The sequence below is a fragment of the Methanobrevibacter olleyae genome, from assembly GCF_900114585.1.
In the GTDB taxonomy this organism is placed as follows: Archaea; Methanobacteriota; Methanobacteria; order Methanobacteriales; family Methanobacteriaceae; genus Methanobrevibacter; species Methanobrevibacter olleyae.
Genome location: NZ_FOTL01000018.1, coordinates 1 through 19,912, shown reverse-complemented (window position 1 = coordinate 19,912; position 19,912 = coordinate 1). Strand labels below are relative to the sequence as shown.

The window sequence follows — 19,912 nt, the reverse complement described above, 5'->3', positions numbered from 1 at the left end:
TTTGCAATAAATAATAAAGAAAACTAATCCATACTAAAATAAATATTAACCCTAAAACTTTATAACTATTCCATTGGAGTATAAGTTACGCCAGTTTCTGGAGTTTCATAAACTCCGACACTTACTAAACATTCAATCTTATCTTTTAATCCGTCATAGAAGAATTTGCTCATTTCTTCCATAGTAGGATTTTCAGAATCCATAAATTCATTTAAATTTAAATGATCCACACCAATGAATTCATTGAAGATCGCTTCAATGTCATAAGTGTCCATAATCATATTTCTGTAATCTAAATCTTTATAAGGTGCCTGAAGTGTTAAAATAACTTTATATTGGTGTCCATGCCATTGAGTACATTTTCCACCTTGATCTTTTAATTTATGACAGCCATATATCCTATGTTCTGATACTAATCTTAACATATTATTCCTCCATAATTTATAATAATTTAATCAGATTTAGTTTTTTTAATTTAATTATTTAATGGATTAATTAAATTTTATTTAATTAAACTATTTAATAAATTAATTTGATTAATCCATACCTAATTCTTTTTTAGCTTCTTCAATAGCTTTTATTCTTGATCTGCAACTAAAACATTCACCACATGGAGTTCCATCATTGTTTACATAACAACTCCAAGTTTTTTCTATTGGCACTCCCAATTTTAAAGCTTCTTTTACAACATCTTTTTTATCTGTATTAATAAAAGGAGCGCAAATAGGAATGTATTCATAATTATTAACTTTATTTAATTCATTTATCTGTTTTAAAAATTCAGGAGTGGTATCTGGATAATCTCCAATATCCGCTTTAATTGCACCATAATAAACCTCTTGCTTTTCATTGCTAATTGCAAAGGCAGTTGCAAGTTCAAGCAATATTGTATTTCTGCTTGGAACTACTGTGTTGATTGGCTCTTGAACATTATCATTATCTTTATCTGTTAAACTGCTGCTAAGCAAGTCTACAATATTCTGTATATCAAATACAAAATGATTCACATCATTCATTTTGCATATTTCAGATGCCCTTTCAATCTCTATACTTGCTTTTTGACCATAGTTGAAACTAAGAGCAGTTACATCCTTGCCTTCATCTAATAATTTATATAATAAAGTAGATGAGTCTAATCCCCCAGATAATATAAGAACTACTTCCTTTTTTGAATCCATATAATTACACCATAATCTAAGTAAATTGATAAATTGATAAATTGATAAAATACTTAATTTTTATATAAAAAATTAATAAAAATAAATAATTTTAAAAAAATTAAAAAGAAAAATACTTAAAAAAAAGTTATAATTAAGTCTTCTCATTAAAAAAAAATATGTTTTAAAAATTATATAAACTTAACTAATATTCAACAGTTATTAACTAAAATAATCAAAAAAGAATAAAATAACGATTAAAAAATCATTAGGAGTCTGAATTTTTTAATAGGTAAATTCCTTTAAATATTCCCTATTTTTATTCATTCACCTAAAAAATAGTTTTATTTCTAAAAATACAACTGTATTTTTAGCTATATAAAAAGTAGGTCTTTGATAGATTTAAATAAAATACTTATACATATATGATTAATAATAATAATAATGAAGGATAAATTAAATTCATATATCAAAGACCTAAATTATATTTTGTTAAAAGAAATATTTAAAATTATTGATTCTAGAAAATCACAGAAATGAAATTCGTAAATTCTATAATATTTCTGAAGTGCTATATGCAGATTAAGTTTATAAAATTTTTTCATAAGAAGATTTTTTGCTTTACCTATACAACAACCATAAAAAACCTCAATAATTTTAATATCTTAAACAAAATTAAACTTGAAGTATTAAAATCCTCAAATCAGAATATATCTTCTGTCTTTTTTGCTCAACAATTTCATCCGTTATTCTTCGACCTTGCTTAGAAACTCCAAAATTTCCAGGTCTATACATAACTATTATTCCACTAGTACACAAATTAGAAAATGCTTTATTATATTCCTTTAAATCATCATTGCTTAATCTCTTTTTTAGAGAATGCTCATTGAAATTCTTTTTAACTGAAATTCTCATTTTACCTAAAATAAATAAAATGTTTTTTTCAGTTTCACATAATTCCTTGATTATCTCTTTTGGATCATCATCAATATTTATCATAATGCCTCCAAAATAATCAAAAATTAATCATCCTCATATTTCTGTAATTCTTTATCAAGCAAATCCCTTAATTGCTTTGCAACAACAGGAGATATGATGATTTCTGTTTTTGCAGTTCTTATCATCCCTACATTATGACCATTTAAAATATCATTGTTTTTTTCAATTTCATCTTTAAATAAAATTAATCTTATATCAAAGGGAGATGAAGCGATTGCTCCTCCAGTAATATAATATTCTGCCAAATCTTCTGGAATAAACAAATTCAATTCTTTTTTTTCTTCATTCATAATAACATCCCCTTAAAATGTAATTGAAAACTCTAAAGTAGGAACTTCATCAGACAATGCTTCAATTTCATCATAATTTGAATATTGTTTAATAGCTACAGGATTAAGTTCACTACTCTCGAAGGATAACTCATATTTATTTGATCTTCTTAAAAATTCATTAGCTTCTATTAATCCTAATGCCAAAACTCTTTCATCATTAGAATTTAATTTAAACCTTTTAGCACCTTTTTTTTCAACTTCTAAAATGCCAATTTCTTCTAATTGATTCATATGAATATAAACTGTTTTTGATGAAACATCAGCCATCCTAGATATTTCTTCAGCAGTTAAAAATGAATCAACATATGTTAAAAGCTCTTCCAATATTTTTATCCTTGCATTTTCTCCAAATAATTCATTTAATAACATTTGCCCATCTCACATACTTATCATACTAAAGGGTAATTAATAATTTAGTATTGATTATATAAATATTTTTACATTTATTACTTAAAAAATTGTAATTTACTTCTAAAAATTAGTTGAACATGAAACTATAATAAATAGTTGCAATCACAAAATTCAATTGATAATATCAAAAACAATGAGAAGATTACTATTAATAATTGGGCATACTGCATTCTAATCCAAAAAACATTTATCGCAAGCATCCTATTGGGATGACTTTCACTCCATCAGCTCTAGTGTATGCCATTTCACCACCTGTAATTACAGCTAGAAAACTTGGTTCTTCTAAATCAATTTTTTTGTTTTTTACACTTTTTTTAATTAATTCTTTTAATTTAAGTAAATTTTCTGCTCCTTTATCAATTTCTCTCTTACCTAATTTAAATTCTATTAATGCATATCTTCCATCACTTAGATAAATGATGCAATCTGCTTCAAGGCCACTATCATCATTATAATATAATACTTCCCCATTAACTGAACTTGAGTAAACTAATAAGTCACGTATACATAGGTTTTCAAATATAAATCCAAATGTTTCAAAGTCTTTTAATAGTTTTTCAGGTGTTAGATTAAGACTTGCCACTGCTATTGATGGATCAATGAATTCCTTTTTGTAGGATTTCCTAATGGTATTTGCAGATCTGATGTTAGGTGACCATGCAGGAATGTTTTGAATAAGATATAATCTTTCAAGAGCATTGATATATGAATTATATGTTGGTAGGGAAATATCGTTGTATTCTGCCTTTATATCTTTCATGAGTGTTTTTTTAGTTGCTAATGTTGATATATTTCTAGCGTAAGATTTTAAGATAGCCTTTACTCTTTGAGGGCTGCGTTTAACACCATCAAGTTCTGAGATATCGCTATTGCATATTATGTCTATATAATCAGATACAATTGCCAATTGCTGTTTTTTAGTTTTTTTGCTTAATGATTCTGGCCAGCCACCTCTGCAAGTAGCAAATATTAAATCAGTTATTGTTAAATTTGATGTTATACCATCAATGTTTAAATCCTCATTGTCAAATAAGTCAATTAATGATATTGCCCCTGTGGATTCTCCACTTTCATATAAGCTCATTGGACGCATTAGAATTCTTTTTATCCTACCTGCTCCTGAGTGCATGATTTTACTCTCATCTACTATTGTTGAGCCAGTTAAGACATATAGTCCATCTTCATCTGATTCATCTACCAAATATCTTACAGTATCCCATAGTTCTGGTGCCATTTGCCATTCATCAATTAAGATTGGTTTTTCACCTTTTAAGAGTTCTATCGGATTAGTGTCTGCAAGTTTTAAGTAAGATTTTCCATGAATAGGATGTTGTAATTCTTTTAGACTTCTACATTGTTGTTTGGCTGTTGTAGTCTTACCGCACCACTTCGGACCAGTTATCAGTACAGCACCCATATATTCTAGAGATTCTTTAAGTTCCTGGTCAGTATATCTTGGCAAATATTTTTTCATCATAATCACTTTTTTATATTTTTCACCTGTTTTATTTTATACTTTTCATCATATTTATTTTATACTTTTCACCTATTTTATTTTATACTTTTCATCGTATTTATTTTATACTTTTCATCGTATTTATTTTATACTTTTCACCAATTTTATTTTATATTTTTCACAAGATAAATTTTATGCTTTTCAATTAATTATTTGAATATTTATTTAAAAAACATTCATTTAATTAATCAATTCTTTAATAATTTTAATTAGCTTATAAATGGACACTTCTCTAAAAGCAGCATTAAAAATCTAAAATGAAAAATGATTTAAATAAATAAAATAAATTAAATTAAAGGATAGGGATGTTTAGAGTTTCCTGTTTTCTTTTTAGGACCTCCTATTTTGTCCAATCTTAGTTTAATAAATTCTTCACCTTTTTCACTTCCAGCATAAATAGGAATAGAACTACCTACAGAGAATATTTCTTCCTCATAAGCAATATCCCTTAAGTGTTTATTAGCACATGCAGTAACTACATCACTTAAATCAAATATAAGCTCTGATTCTTCCCTAGAAAGGCCAGTTGTATGAACTGCAAATAAATAAGCATTTAGATCTTCATACTCTTTTTCTAGCTGCCTAATAATAATCCCATCCTCTGGAAATGCAATCGTTACTGCAATATTTTTATATCCATTTTCAACAGCTAATTTAAATCCTTCAACCTGATCAATTATTGCAGTTTCTCCATCCACAATATGATTTGGTGAAAATTCACTGATAAGTTCTGGAATTGGACTAGTTTCAACAAGCCCTGAAACTCTTCCACCTACTCCTTGAGCTAAATCGCTTTCTGAGACGATTACAGTTCCACAACCTTCACAAACCATTACAGCACAATCTATAATCTCATCAGCAAGCAAGGTAGATAATATTTCAGAAATGCCAAATGACAAAAAGTCCTTTAATCTCAATTGGCGATTAGATTTACACATTCCAAAGTCATCTATTCTAAATTGAATATTATTTCTAATTTCATCTTCTGTTAATTTCTCAATTCCCCTATGTTTATGAAATAAAGGGCAGTATTCAATCATAGGTTCCCCTATATCAACAACTTTTCCATCTTGAATTGTTATTTTAGCTCTACCTAAAGCTTCAATCACATGTTTATCCATAATAATCCCACAATTTTATTAATTAATCAGACAATCAAATATCTATTAAAAATTTTTAGATTAATAATTCAACTTAATAATTAATTTATTATTTTTTAAATAAATAGATTTTTGAAATAAAAAATGATAAAAATAATTAGAAGTTTAATAAAAAATTTAGTAAAAAAAGAATAAAAAACACAGAAAAACGAATTAAAAATAAATAAAAAAAGAATAAAAAAACACAGAAAAATGAATTAAAAATAAATAAATAAAAGAGAATAAAAAACACAAGATAATGAATTAAAGATAGATTAAAAGGCATAAAAAATCTATTCTTTAATTCATTATTAAACCTATTTCATTTACACATATTATAGGTGTTTTTAGTGTTTTTATATTATATGATATATTAAATATGATTTGTTTTATAGTGTATTTTTATGGGTTATTGGTATAATTTGTGATTTAATAATTTAGAAAACATTAATCATAGGAGGAAAAAGTAATGAAGGAATTAGTCCAATTAGTAATATTGGATTAACTCTTCTTCATCACTTACACTTTTTGGCTTCACTTTTTCCATAGCTTCATCGAAGAATTTTGCTGAAACTTCGCTAGCTTCTATATTATCCCTTAAAGATAACATTGCAGCCTCACGGCAAACTGCTTCAATATCTGCTCCAACATATCCTTCGGTATTTTTAGCTAATTTTTTAAGTTTTACATCTTTGGCAAGAGGCATATCCTTAGTGTGAACTTTAAATATTGCAAGTCTTGCCTCTTCATTAGGAGTGTCAACTTTAATATGTCTATCAAATCTACCTGGCCTCATAAGACCTGGATCAATAATATCCGGCCTGTTTGTAGCTGCAATAATTGCAACATCCTCTAACTCTTCAAGACCATCGATTTCAGTTAATAATTGATTTACAACACGTTTAGTTACTCCAGAATCACCAGATTCTGCTCCTCTTGAACTTGCAATAGAATCAATTTCATCGAAGAATATTACAGTAGGAGCAGTTTGTCTTGCTTTTCTAAAGACTTCTCTTACACCTTTCTCAGACTCACCAACCCATTTAGATAAGAGTTCTGGTCCTTTAATTGCAATGAAGTTAGCTTCACTTTCATTTGCTACAGCCTTTGCAAGCATGGTTTTACCAGTACCTGGAATACCATATAATAAAGTACCTTTTGGTGGCCTTACACCAAATTCTTTAAATTTATCTGGATATTTAAGAGGCCATTCTACAGCTTCTTTCAATTCTTGTTTAGCTTCATCCAATCCACCAACATCATCCCAAACAACGTTTGGAACTTGTACAAGAACTTCTCTTAAAGCAGATGGTTGAATTTCTCTAAGTGCAGATTTAAAGTCATCTTTAGTTACTACAAGTTTTTCTAAAACTTCAGGTGGAATCTCATCATCAGCACCTAAGTCCGGAATGATTCTTCTTACAACTCTCATAGCTGCTTCTTTAGCTAATGCTTCAAGGTCTGCACCTACAAAACCATGAGTGGTATCCGCCAAATCATCTAAATCAACATCTTCATCAAGAGGCATTCCTCTTGTATGGATTTCCATGATTTCTTTACGTTCCTCTTTATCAGGTACACCAATTTCGATTTCACGATCAAACCTACCAGGTCTTCTAAGTGCACCATCAAGGGAATCTGGCCTATTTGTTGCACCGATAACAACCACTTGACCTCTTGAATTAAGTCCATCCATCAAGGTTAAAAGTTGTGCAACAGTTCTTCTTTCCACTTCACCTTGAGTTTCTTCACGTTTAGGTGCAATAGCATCCAACTCATCAATAAATATAATGGATGGTGCATTTTCTTCTGCTTCTTCAAAGAATTCTCTTAAGTTCTCTTCAGAGCCACCGACATATTTACTCATGATTTCAGGACCATTAATTACAATAAAGTGAGCATCACTTTCATTTGCTACAGCCTTTGCAAGTAATGTCTTACCAGTACCTGGAGGTCCATGCATTAAAACTCCCTTTGGAGGAGCAATACCTAATTTATCAAATAATTCCGGCTTTTTAAGAGGAATTTCAATCATCTCTCTTACCTTTTTAACCTCCTCTTTTAAGCCTCCAATATCATCGTAACTAATATCTACAAGATTAGAAACACCGTCTAATTTAGAAACATCAACTGGCTCTTCATTGATTTCTACTTTAGTGTTTGGTCCAACTTTAACAACTCCTCCAGGATTTGTACTAACAACTGCTAATTTGATTTGGCTCATTGCACCAATACCTGGAACATTCATCATATCGTCAAAGATATCATCGAAAAATCCTCCACCCATAGAGCTTCTTCTTTGAGGAGTTTTAATTCCAGTATTTATTAAGTCACCTTGAACCATTATCTGGTTTCTAAATGCCCTATTCAAATCTCCGCCAATTCTAATTCTTGCATCAATAGGAGCGAGAACAATCTTTTTAGCTTCTTTTGCTTCTGCTCTTTTAATAGTGACTTCTTCACCTATTGAAGCACCTGAATTTTTACGAGTAGTACCATCTATCCTAACAATTGTTTCCATATCAGATTGAGAGGCAATTGCGATAGCTGCAGTATTTTTAGATCCGATAATTTCTATTAAATCTCCATCTTTAAGGCCAAGTTTAAACATAGATTCCATATCTAATTTAGCAATATTCTTACCAACATCTTTTTGAGATAATGTTTCTGCAACTTTGGTTTTAATTTCTACATCAGCCATAATCTTCAACTCCTTTTTGTTTTTTAATAAATAATATTCCAATAAATATAAATGTGATTCAGTTACACTAATAAAAGATTATTAATAATCATTGATAGCACAGAAATATCAATTAAACTTAGAATTAATTTTAAAATTATTCAATCAATGTTTGAATTTAACCAATAGTCCAAATTAATAGACCGGCCCAATACAACAAATTGAAATTAAAAATTTCAACAATACATTAAAATTAAACTAAAGATTTAAAGACCATCAATTTATTTAAACAACCAAATAAATACAATTTAATCATCAATAAATAATTAAAAGAATCAATTCCAGTAAAATTCAAATAATTCATTTAATCAATTGTTTAAACTAAATTAATTTAATTTAGACAACCAAATAAAAAATTAAAAGAATTTGTTAAAAATTTATCAATAATTATTAATGTAAATCTTTTAGTTAGTTTTTGTAACTAAATAATAGTTGAACTTCATAGTATATAAAGTTTTCTATTTTATTAACCAAAAGTTATTTTAATTTAAAATTGTTTAAAATAAAAACAAAAATATAAAATAGGATAAAATAGCAAAAATATCATTTAAAATTTAAATAATAATCAAATAAATGAAAATAATTCCTTAAAAATTAAACAATTAATTTAAAATAAAAATAAACTAAAGTTACTTAATTAAGAAAAGTAAAAAATAAAAAAGACACTACAAAGTGCGTTAAGATTTTTGGTCAAGGTTTTAGCCGAAGGCTAAAAGCTTGACTTTTATAAGAAATTTGCAACTAAATAATATAGAATTGCAGTTACAGAAGGAACTGTGAGATTATCAATTCCCCCATAACTAATAGCTTCAGCAACAGTTGCTATAGCAGAAATAATCAAGATATACCAAACGTTAAGTTCTGGAATATTGTAACCTACAGCACTATAAATAACCCATACAAATACAGAAAGAACTGCAGTTACTACAAACATTGCAAGAGAACCTATAAGAGTTTTCTCTCCACCAAATATATGGTATTTAAGGGTACCCCATTTTCCACCAACAAGAGCTGCAAAGCCATCACCATATACCAAAGGAACGATAGCCATTGCTACAATCCAAAGTAAATTAGAGTCAATCAATATTGGGAATATTAAAAGTAAAATTGACCATATTCCTGCATAAAAGAATAATCCTAAAGCATGACCAGATTCAGTTATACTATTGTGAATAGTTACTGGCGAATAATCAGTTAAGAAAAACAATGCAATTGTTACAGGCAATGTAATAAACCAGAATGCAATTGAAGAATCTGAGAAAAATGGCATAGCAAATATCATATTACCAATCATAATATGAACAAACTTACGAGATACTTCAGCTTTAGTCTTTAAGACTTTCTCTGCCAATAAGAATATGATAACAACATAAAGATAAACAATAATTAATGTAATTATATCAGTCCATAACATAATAATCTACTCTTTAAAATCAAAACATAAAATAAATGATAAGATAAAAAAACACAGCATCTAAGCTTAAAAATCAAAACATAAAATAAATGATAAGATAAAAAAACACAGAATCTGCCCTTAAAATTAAAACATAAGAATAAATGATAAGATAGGAAAAATTCAATCTATAGATTTAAATCTATTTATCTATAACATTATGAGTTCTATCATCATCATATTCTCCGTATTCACAACCTGCATTTTCTATTTTTATATGGTCAATCAAGGTTCCATCCTTTTTCATTAACTTAATTTCACCATAGCCATTTCCACCATTCCAAAGGCGGGTGTGTAATTTTTTGCCAGTAGGTGCTTCATAATTGAAAAGTAACATTTCATCACGTTTACAATATAATTTTAATTCAAGTTTACTATTCCAATTACTACAGTTGATAAACCATTCGTTTAGCTCTTCACCTTCCTTAAAGCCAAAGTCCACATGAACATTATTCCAGAACCTTGCAAAGTTGTATTCATACATCTTCCCTTCATAATAGAAACCAATTAACAATTTGCGAGGAAGGGAAATGCCAAATGCTTTAGGTTTTCCACCACCTGCTTCAAAGGCAGAGTTATTAAGTTTCTTGCCTGTGATTAAACTTCTTAAATTAGATGAGGAAATCCATAGCCAAGGGCTTGTAAAATCCCCTCCCCAATTTTTATCGGCATAGCCAAATGATTTTTCAGGGATAACTTCATATTCAACACCATCCATTTCGATAGTGCCTTTATATTGAGTTTTGATTCCTTCAGCATGCCAAAACATTTCAAATGCATTTAATTTTCTAAAGAAGCTATTGGCACCATAACCTACATTAAAAGCGATTTGTTTGTCAATATCCAAATCCCATTTCATTTCTCCTGCATCACACATATACTCTGGATGTTCACGAGCTTCTTCTTCTGTAACTTTGCAATATCCAGTCATATGAGTTTCAGTTAAGCTATATTCCCCAACTTTTAAATCTAATTTATCACTAGCACATTCAAAGTCCTTCATAGAATAGAAATTATGAATCTGTTTAGGATCCTTTCCCCATGCCCCCACCTTTAGCATACAGTAAGAAGGCTTTTTACCTTCTTCAATGTTTTTAGGGTCTTGGCCTAAAGTAGGTTCATCTTCAGCAAGGTCAGGGTTACATACAAAGTATTCTATAAAGAATGGCCTTGGTTCACCAGTTTCCTTGTTATATGCAGTTAAAGAATGCCACCACCAGTCATAGCCTTGCTTAGCAAGGGGACCTTTCAACATATAATGGTCTCTTTTCAAATCACTTTTATTCATTAAAAATCCTCCAAAAAAGAAATAATATAAATAATTTAAGCAAACTATATAATTTAATTATTAAGCTATTTTAATAATTCAAATGATTAACAGTTAACTAATATATCTCATAACTTAATTTATATTAGCTTTATAATAAATAATTTATTGTTTAAATATGGGATAAATAGGAGAATTGATTTGAAATAGGAATCAGATAAAAAAAAAAAAGTAGAATAAAAAGAAAAAAAATTTCATGAAGAAATAGGAATCAGATAAAAAAAAAAAGTAGAATAAAAAGAAAAAAATTTCATGAAATGAGAATATTCCATGAAATTAAAAAAAATAAAAAAAAGGAGAGATTATAAAAATTTGAGGCAATGAACATTAATTATTCATTATAACCGCAGCATGTTTTCTTATCATGTCTGTGGTGAGGCATATTTGGATTAGCATGGTCAGGCATAGGTTTACCACAAGTTAAAGGGCCTTTTCCACGTGCAGAGCCACAACATCCCCCACTTCTTTTATTATGAGCAAGTATTGCATCAATATCTAAATCTTTTACTTCCTCTAAAAATTCAATATTTTCACTATGACATTTTGGACAGAGGCTATGTTCACCATTTAATGTAATCCAGGTGAAGCCACAGTCTTTACAGCTATATTTTAAAGTTAAAACCTTTTCCATATTAACAAAACCTTATATTTTTTAAATCATTTATGTTTAAATCCACATAGTGGTGTTCCACATTCAGGACATTTCATATTTATACATGGAAATCCCCTAATTTTTGGTGCGGTATAACCGCATTTAGGACATTCACATGCTTTTGATGGTCCTCTACCGCCTCCAGGCCCTCCGAAAGACCTTCTTTCACTTAAAGGAAAATCTGGAGTTTCTCCGACATTAGGTATTTGAAGCTTTGATGGTTCTATTGATTTATTCTTATCATCAAAATTACCGTTCAAGCTACCTTTAATTATTTCAATATTTTCAGATTCACAGTCTGGACAGGCAGTGTATTCTTTTTTGGGATTATTCCATTGAAACCCACAGTCTTTACAACTATATTTTAAAGTTAAAACCTTTTCCATATTAACAAAACCTTATATTTTTTCTAAATTATTTAGAAACATTAAATTAAAAAATTCAAATCCCAAACTTTTAAATAATTTATTAAAACTTAGCACAATTACATTTTGAATATATATTCATAATACTATATAAATACATAAGAATAGTAAATAATATTTAACATGAAGTATATACTATTAATCAATAAGTAAATATAACTTGACATGAATTATAAATTATATATGGATGAAGGAGAGAGATTATGAAAAACAATTTAAGAATCTATAGAGCTATTGAAAATATTACTCAAAAAGAATTGGCAGATGAATTGGAAGTTAGTAGGCAAACTATAGTAGCTATTGAAAATAACAAGTATAATCCATCACTTGAATTAGCTTTTAAAATAGCCCATAAGTTTGATGTTAAAATAGAAGACATATTCATTAGTGAAATATGAATAAAACTGAGATTAAAATAAAAGTAGAAAATAAGAATTTAGAAGATAATTAAAATATTAAACTAATCATCATCCAAATCATAAATCAAAGTCTGATTTATCTTTAGAAGAACTATAAATGACATTAGCAATAAATTCTTCTAACGATACTTTATAATCTTCACTGAAAACATCCCCACATGCTTCAGGATTTAATGCAAATGAAAAACTCTCTGGACTTTCACTAATTAAGCTTATGAACTCTTCTAAAGACATTTCACAAGATTCATCCACATCCATATCGAATATAGAATCAATTGAATTATTTTGATTATCCTCACTTAAACTAGAATAATCAATATTCCCCCCTATAAAATCCAATCTATCAGAATCTGGAAGAATATCCCCTTCCAATACTGGCATGCTAAAAGGTCTAGAATCATCATTAGATTTAAAACCACCCTCATCAATTACAGCAAAGGATTTATCTTCAATAAAAGGACTATTGAACCTAAGATTGACCTCATCATCTCCAGACAAATCCAGATGAACTTCTTCATCTTCAAAAGCATCCATTTGCATATAAATGCTGGAATAAAACCATTTCAACTTCATCAACTATTTTAGAAATACTTTTATTATCTCCCCAATTTTGAGAATTAATAACAAATGCAGAAAAATCATCAATAGAAGAAATAAGAGATTTATATCTATTTAAATCATTTTGAGATAATTTTTTACATTCGATTAAAGTATTAATCCTACTTGTTTCATTTACTAGCCTCTTTATCCAAATCAATTGTACTAAAGCGAAATCATTCATTAAAAAGCCCCCCTCAAGGTAAAAAGTTCAACTACAAAACACATTAAATAAGAGCATTCCCCCCCAAATTATAAAATAAGCCCCCCTTTTAAACTTATTAAATAATTAAATCCCGCCAAGCCCATTAGCCAATAAATTACCATGAGAGAAATGATGACCAGCAGCACAAATTACAAAGAATCCTTGATGATTTAGAACCGAAATACAGAGGTGATTGGAATGATGGAAAGTTCTGATGGTAAGTTATTGGTGTTAGCCAACAACATAATCTTATAGATTTATACCCCTTCGTTAAATCTATAATTTAATGCTTAAGATATAGTTTGAAAATTTTAGATTATGTGGTTGATATGCTAACAAAGATATAAACTTGCTTAGATATAAAGCTTTTCATTTAGTAAAATATTAGAGTGTCTCTAAAAACTATAAAAATTATTTTAAAAAGCCCTAAAATGCATTTATTTGCAAAAAAAATTAAAAAATATAATTTTAGCAGACACCAATTAAACTTAAAAAAATTCATAAAATAAGAGAATTGTTATAAAATTATAACAGCATTGCAAGAAAAATATAATTAAATACTAAAATTATAATAAATTTAATTAATTATAAAAATATAATATAATTATAAATAGATAGGAAAATTAAAAAAACTTAAAAGCTCAATGAAATCATAATAACTTAAAAAAAATTATAAAGAATCAATGAAAATCATAATAACTTAAAAAAATTATAAAGGGTCAATGAAATTAATTTACATGAGGATTAGAGGTAGAATTCTATGGAAGATCATTGTTTTATTTTTTTAAAGGATGAATATCCCGATTGGTGCGAAGAATGTGGAAAAATGGAGCAGCGCATCATAGAGGGAGATGGAATGAGTGCAATCCACATATGTGGAAAAATGGGAGAAAAAATCTCTAAAGAGATTTGTAAATTCGAAAAATTAAACAACTTATGTGAAGAAACACAAGAAACAAGAACAAGAGACCTAAATAAAAAAGGAATATTAACTAAGAATGAGCTTAAATATTATGATAGAATACGTAAAAAGCGTAATGCAGAAGTTCACAATGATAAAAAAATTAAAAATGAAATGGCTGATGCCTACCATAACCATGAAAATCTATATAAAATAAGCACTAATTTCTATAAAAAATATATAAATCCAGATTTTGAAATTCCAAAGTACAAACAACCGAAATATGCATCAAGCAATAATGAAACCATTATTGAACAGCATTCCAAATCCCACAACATTTACAACGATAATAAAACGTATAACAATACAAAAACAGTCAATATTACAAACATCAATCATAATCCAGTATATTCTCAAAATAATGAACTTAAATCCGATAAAACAGAAGCAATTGGAAGTTCTAAAGATTCAAAAAAGGAAAATGAAAGTATGGATAAAAAAATATTAGTTATTGGAATCGTAGCAATTATAGCAATAACTGCACTTTGTTTATCATTTTTTGCCACTACTATAAATAGCACAACAAACCTCCAAGATACAAGCCAAATAGCTAGCAGTTCAAATGATAACACAGAAGTTAAAAGTTCAGATGAAAGTACAAAGCTCACAGATTCAAATGATGAAAGTGAAGATAGAACCCTTTACTATGCCAGCAAAAAAACAGATTCATTCCACAAGCCAAGCTGTGAATGGGCTCAAAAAATAAAAGATAAAAATTTAATTACCTATAAATCAAGAGAATCAGCAATAGCCGATGGAAAATCACCTTGTGGAGTATGTAATCCCTAATTAAGAAATAAAGAGCCTGATAAACATGTGTAAAAATAGAGAAATAGAGATTAATCCCCCTATTTCTTTAAAAAAATAGAAAAATAGAGATTAAACCCCCTATTTCCTTAAATTATTTAAAAATAAATGACAATATAAGCTAAAAGAATTAAAAAGAATATACAAGAGTTAAAAGAATCAGAAAGAAATAGAATAAAAAATCACATCTCTGCATCACCTAAAGCATGATGGCAATCACAATCATACTCATCTGGCAAATCTTTAATTATATTATACATTAATTTAATCAATTCCTCTTTTTTAACTTCCATAATCTCATAGATTTCTTCAGCTCCTAATTTTTCTTTAGAAATTGAAGTGGAATAATTAGAAACAATTGCTATAGATGCATAGCACATCTCTTTCTCCCTTGCAAGAACTGCTTCAGGTAGGGTAGTCATACCAACAACTGTTCCTCCAATGATCCTAAACATTTTAATCTCAGCAGGGGTTTCAAATCTAGGGCCTTCTGTACAAACAATTGTCCCTCCATCAACCAAATCTTTATTAGCAGAATTAGAATTAGCTAAAATAGCTCCCCTTAACCTATTACAGAAAGGTTCAGTCATATCAATGTGAATAACTCTATCATCATAGAAAGTTCTATCCCTATTTACAGTGAAATCCAAAAAGTCATCTGGAATAAGAATAGATCCAGGGCCAATATCCCTATCTAGAGAGCCTACTGCATTTGTAGCTATAATCTGATTAACCCCTATTTGCTTTAATGCCATAATGTTTGCTTTAAAATTGATTTTATGGGGAGGACAGCTATGGCCTAAAGAGTGCCTTGGTAAAAAGGCAACTGTCTTATCCCCGATTGTTAAAAGAGAAACTTCAACAGAGCCATATTCAGTATCAACAATTCTTTTTTCAGATGCCTCTGCTAAGCCACTTATCTCTTCAACTCCACTACCACCAATAATTCCAATCATAGAACAACCTCAATAAAAATAAAAAAACAAAGAATTAATGATAATTTAAATGAAAACATTAGCCTTTTGTAACTGCTAAAGGAAGAACTTTTGCTACTAATTTAGCAATACCTGCATCGTGAGAGGTTTTAACAACAGAATCCACATTCTTATATGCATCAGGTGCTTCCTCAGCTAAAACAGGAGCAGAATTCGCTTTTACATGAATTCCTTTTGCATTTAAATCTTTTTCTATTTGCTCTGCAGTAAATTGCTTTTTAGCAGCGGTTCTAGATAAAACCCTTCCTGCACCATGAGCAGTTGAACCAAAGGTTTCCTCCATAGCAAGGTCAGTACCATGCAAAATATAAGAAGCTGATCCCATAGTTCCAGGAATTAAAACTGGTTGTCCTACAGAACTATATTCCTTAGGAATTTCACGTCTTCCAGGGCCAAATGCACGAGTAGCCCCTTTTCTGTGAACAAGAACCTCCATATGAGAGCCTTTAACTTTATGAACCTCTTTTTTAGCAATATTGTGTGCAACATCATAGATTGTAGTCATTCCCATATCTTCAGCATCACGGGAGAATACCTCCTCAAAGGATTGTCTGATCCAATGAGACATCATTTGACGGTTTGCCCATGCATAATTAGCTCCGGCAGCCATAGATTTTAAGTAGCTTTGTGCTTCCTTAGAGTCAATAGGTGCACAGGCTAATTGCCTATCTGGAAGGTTAATCTTATAATTCCTATAGGCCTTATCCATTTTCCTCAAATAATCAGAACAGATCTGGTGTCCGCATCCCCTTGAACCACTATGAATCATAATAGCTATTGATCCCGCTTCAAGGCCAAATGCCTTAGCTACATTTTCATCATAAATTTCATCAATTTTTTGAACTTCTAAGAAGTGGTTTCCAGAACCTAATGAACCTAATTGGGGAATTCCTCTTTTTTTAGCCTTGTCACTAACAATAGCAGATTCAGCTTCCTTCATCCTACCATTTTCTTCTAGGAATTTAAGGTCTTCTTCCCAACCGAATCCACGTTCAACAGCCCACCAAGCACCATAGTCTAAAACTTCATTAATTTCATTGTCCTTAAGCCTTATTTGGCCTTTACTTCCTACACCTGATGGAATATTTTTAAATAAAACTTCAGTAAGTTCCTTAAGTTTAGGTTTGATTTCATCCTCACTTAAGTTGGTTCTAAGCATTCTAACTCCACAGTTAATATCAAAACCAACTCCTCCAGGACTTACAACACCATTATTATAATTAAAAGCTCCCACACCACCAATACTAAATCCATATCCAAAATGAATATCTGGCATAGCTATTGATGCACCTTGAATACCTGGCATACAAGCTACATTAGCCACTTGTTCAAGAGCCCCTTCTTCAATATCTTTAATAGATTCATCATCAAGATACAATCTTCCAGGAACCCTCATTTCCTTCTTATAATCACTTGGTAGTTCCCATACATTATCTCTAACTTTTTCAAGACTTTCTTTAATTGACATAACTATCACTATAGGTTAAAATAATAATTTAGATTTTTATAAAAATTATAAGTTTCAATATGATATTATAGTTATGTTTTATTATACATTTAAAATTAATTGTTAAAACAGGAACTAACAAAAACATTAAACAGGGATTTATACAAATTTATAAGCTAAAATTAATATAAGATAATAGAAATATTAAACATTACTATCGATAGAAAAACAGCCAATAGAAATTTTCTAGCTGATTCTTTAATTTAAAGCTTAAGGCAAATGTCTAGCTAAGGTGAAAATTCTCTTTTGCAGCAATAGGAGATATTATATGAACAATCACTATTCAGATGATTTTAATGATAAAATAGCTAAATCTGTATCCTACCTTTGTGAAGCTCCAATTTTAGCAATATTCGTTTTTTTAATATTCAATCTATCCCTTGATTATAGCAATCTCTTATTGATTGAATCTATATCATTGATTTTTGGCACTATATTTCCAATTCTCTTTGTTGTATCTTGGAGCAAATATAAAGAAATCGATAGAGATTATACAGATAGGCATTCCAGACATTTTCCTTTTATAATTGCAGTAATCATTTATTTAACTGGTGCCATTGTCCTATGGTTTTTAAATGCAAATCCATTAACTACTGCTTTAATGTTTTGTTATGGAACTAACACTTTAATAGTTTTTTTCATAAATCTAAAATGGAAAATAAGCGTACATGCTATGGGAGTAACTGGTCCAGCTACTGCTTTAATATTCTTTAATCCATTAGGATTTTTAATGGGCTTGATTGCTCCTTTAGTTATGTGGAGTAGAGTTGTCTTAAGTAAACATTCCCCTAATCAAGTATTAGCTGGATCTATTTGCGGGTATTTATTAACTTTTATACAAATGTACATATTGCTGAATGTTATGAATTTTAAAATAAGTATTTATTTAGCTATTTGCTTAATTTTAGGTTTAATATTGATTTCAATAGTTTCCTATCTAGCGTTAAGAAAGAATTCCCATTAATTTCATTTATCCAATACCCCCATAACGTTAAGAAAGGATTTCCATTAATTTCATTTATCCAATACCCCCATATCATTAAGAAAGAATTCCCATTAATCATTTATTTTAAATCAATACCTCATCTTAAATTCAACGAAATAATTTTTATTCATTTTTAAGTATTTCTATCTAAAGGTGGTTTAAAGAAATATTTTAAATTCTTACTATTTTTTCCTTTTTACACTATTTTTAGAAGGTGTTTATAATTATTTATGGGGAGTGTATTTCAACATTTTTAGCTATTAGAATGGGATTTTAAAAAAAGTTTACCTAAATTATTCTCTTTTTTATACTTTTTTATAATACATATTTTTTTATTATATAAATTTGCAATAATTTACTTTATAAATTTATGATAAATTAATGATTCAAGTTATTTAAAGAATTATTTAAACCTTAATGAAAGATAGATTATTTTAAACTATAAGCTATCATTTTAATAGCACTATGTTGAAATCCTTTTTAAATTGAAATTAGATATCGGCTAAAAAAATTAAGCTATATCAAGTTAAAATATAAAGCTTTAAAAATGATTTAAACTTAGTTATACTTTAAATATTAGTTTAAAATTAAAAAAATAATAGACAATAAATCGTATTTATTAAAAAAAGGAATAAAAATTATTATTTATCCGAAAATATCAATTCTCAAATCTTATTTTAATCATTAATTACAATTAAATCTAAGGTGATTTTTTAATTTTGGAAAAGGCATTGCTATATTAATAGTATAGAAAAAATAATAAAAGAGACTCTGGAAAGGAATTTAAGAAGAAAAGCAAAATTTAATATAAAAATAGAAATAAAATAGAATCTCAACAAAAGCCTAATAAAAAAAATGAAATATTTTAAAGACATAATTTGGACTAGAAAAAGTTTTTTTCATAAAAAGAAAAGATATCACATTTTTAGCAAAGATCATTAAAGAAAAATGATTTAGAAAAAAAGTTTTTTTATAAATAAGTAATAATTATAAATATTTTATATTAATACTAAGCTATTATCATAGCATTATATAGATATTAGTTTAATTTTAATCATATAAATTTTTTTATATTCAGTGTCGTTAATTATTTATAGGTGGATGTATAGAATTATTATTAATTACTTGTACATATTTATCTTTTTAATTTCATTTATTTAAATAAAATAATAAAAAATAACGGAGGTAAATGAAAATGATAAATGATTTGAATAAAATTGTTATAGTGTTTTTATTTTTAATTTTTTTATCTATTTCGGCTGTCTCAGCACAAGAGAATACAAGC

At 28.4% G+C, this 19,912-nt stretch carries 19 protein-coding genes; 3 read left to right on the top strand and 16 right to left on the bottom strand.

Annotation, left to right across the window (positions count from 1 at the left end; all coding sequences use genetic code 11):
* Positions 1-65 precede the first annotated feature (65 nt).
* From BM020_RS05890 to BM020_RS09440, 12 genes are all read right to left on the bottom strand, one after another.
* On the bottom strand, positions 66-425 hold the full coding sequence (locus tag BM020_RS05890; protein WP_067145286.1) for a 6-pyruvoyl trahydropterin synthase family protein: 360 nt from the start codon (positions 423-425) through the stop codon (positions 66-68).
* Positions 426-536: 111 nt separating this feature from the next.
* Positions 537-1,178, bottom strand: coding sequence for a 7-cyano-7-deazaguanine synthase QueC (gene queC, locus BM020_RS05885; protein ID WP_067145284.1), 642 nt, complete (start codon positions 1,176-1,178; stop codon positions 537-539).
* A gap of 654 nt (positions 1,179-1,832) precedes the next feature.
* Positions 1,833-2,156: a hypothetical protein gene (locus tag BM020_RS05880; protein WP_067145282.1), complete on the bottom strand. Its 324-nt coding sequence runs from the start codon at positions 2,154-2,156 to the stop codon at positions 1,833-1,835.
* Positions 2,157-2,179: 23 nt separating this feature from the next.
* Positions 2,180-2,446 carry a DUF3467 domain-containing protein gene (locus BM020_RS05875; protein WP_074798570.1) on the bottom strand — a complete coding sequence of 89 codons (267 nt, stop codon included), beginning with the start codon at positions 2,444-2,446 and terminating at the stop codon, positions 2,180-2,182.
* Positions 2,447-2,458: 12 nt separating this feature from the next.
* Positions 2,459-2,857: a winged helix-turn-helix domain-containing protein gene (locus BM020_RS05870; RefSeq protein ID WP_067145280.1), complete on the bottom strand. Its 399-nt coding sequence runs from the start codon at positions 2,855-2,857 to the stop codon at positions 2,459-2,461.
* Positions 2,858-3,086: 229 nt separating this feature from the next.
* Complete coding sequence (locus tag BM020_RS05865; RefSeq protein WP_067145278.1) at positions 3,087-4,373, bottom strand: ATP-binding protein; 1,287 nt, start codon at positions 4,371-4,373, stop codon at positions 3,087-3,089.
* Between the two features lie 329 nt (positions 4,374-4,702).
* Positions 4,703-5,536: a methanogenesis marker 8 protein gene (locus BM020_RS05860; RefSeq protein WP_067145276.1), complete on the bottom strand. Its 834-nt coding sequence runs from the start codon at positions 5,534-5,536 to the stop codon at positions 4,703-4,705.
* A 505-nt stretch (positions 5,537-6,041) separates the two neighbouring features.
* Positions 6,042-8,255 (bottom strand): CDC48 family AAA ATPase, encoded by a 2,214-nt coding sequence (locus BM020_RS05855; protein ID WP_067145274.1) that lies wholly within the window; start codon positions 8,253-8,255, stop codon positions 6,042-6,044.
* Positions 8,256-9,018: 763 nt separating this feature from the next.
* A complete protein-coding gene (locus BM020_RS05850; protein ID WP_067145272.1) occupies positions 9,019-9,708 on the bottom strand; it encodes a diacylglycerol/polyprenol kinase family protein in 690 nt (229 codons plus the stop codon).
* Between the two features lie 181 nt (positions 9,709-9,889).
* Complete coding sequence (locus tag BM020_RS05845; RefSeq protein WP_067145270.1) at positions 9,890-11,035, bottom strand: tocopherol cyclase family protein; 1,146 nt, start codon at positions 11,033-11,035, stop codon at positions 9,890-9,892.
* 370 nt (positions 11,036-11,405) lie between these two features.
* On the bottom strand, positions 11,406-11,705 hold the full coding sequence (locus BM020_RS05840) for a DNA-binding protein (protein ID WP_067145268.1): 300 nt from the start codon (positions 11,703-11,705) through the stop codon (positions 11,406-11,408).
* Positions 11,706-11,731: 26 nt separating this feature from the next.
* Entirely contained in the window at positions 11,732-12,112 is a 381-nt protein-coding gene (locus BM020_RS09440) for a hypothetical protein (RefSeq protein ID WP_143743963.1), read from the bottom strand.
* Positions 12,113-12,354: 242 nt separating this feature from the next.
* On the opposite strand from BM020_RS09440, the gene BM020_RS05830 reads away from it, so the two are divergent.
* Positions 12,355-12,549, top strand: coding sequence for a helix-turn-helix transcriptional regulator (locus tag BM020_RS05830; protein ID WP_074798569.1), 195 nt, complete (start codon positions 12,355-12,357; stop codon positions 12,547-12,549).
* A 78-nt stretch (positions 12,550-12,627) separates the two neighbouring features.
* Here BM020_RS05830 and BM020_RS05825 read toward each other — a convergent pair whose 3' ends face one another.
* Both BM020_RS05825 and BM020_RS05820 read right to left on the bottom strand, forming a co-directional pair.
* A complete protein-coding gene (locus BM020_RS05825) occupies positions 12,628-13,137 on the bottom strand; it encodes a hypothetical protein (RefSeq protein WP_159428550.1) in 510 nt (169 codons plus the stop codon).
* The gene (locus BM020_RS05820) at positions 13,091-13,351 is read right to left on the bottom strand and encodes a hypothetical protein (protein WP_074798565.1); all 261 of its coding nucleotides are present in this window, start codon (positions 13,349-13,351) and stop codon (positions 13,091-13,093) included. Before BM020_RS05820 ends, BM020_RS05825 begins: the two co-directional genes overlap by 47 nt.
* A gap of 781 nt (positions 13,352-14,132) precedes the next feature.
* Here BM020_RS05820 and BM020_RS05815 point away from each other — a divergent pair.
* A complete protein-coding gene (locus BM020_RS05815) occupies positions 14,133-15,122 on the top strand; it encodes an Ada metal-binding domain-containing protein (protein ID WP_067145261.1) in 990 nt (329 codons plus the stop codon).
* Between the two features lie 200 nt (positions 15,123-15,322).
* Here the strand turns inward: BM020_RS05815 and mtnP are convergent, their stop codons facing one another.
* Together mtnP and BM020_RS05805 are read right to left on the bottom strand one after the other, a co-directional pair.
* Entirely contained in the window at positions 15,323-16,096 is a 774-nt protein-coding gene (gene mtnP, locus BM020_RS05810; protein WP_067145259.1) for an S-methyl-5'-thioadenosine phosphorylase, read from the bottom strand.
* Between the two features lie 58 nt (positions 16,097-16,154).
* Positions 16,155-17,603: an RtcB family protein gene (locus BM020_RS05805; RefSeq protein ID WP_074798564.1), complete on the bottom strand. Its 1,449-nt coding sequence runs from the start codon at positions 17,601-17,603 to the stop codon at positions 16,155-16,157.
* 307 nt (positions 17,604-17,910) lie between these two features.
* Between BM020_RS05805 and BM020_RS05800 the strand changes: the two genes are divergently transcribed.
* Positions 17,911-18,606 (top strand): phosphatase PAP2 family protein, encoded by a 696-nt coding sequence (locus BM020_RS05800; protein WP_067145255.1) that lies wholly within the window; start codon positions 17,911-17,913, stop codon positions 18,604-18,606.
* Positions 18,607-19,912: the final 1,306 nt, after the last annotated feature.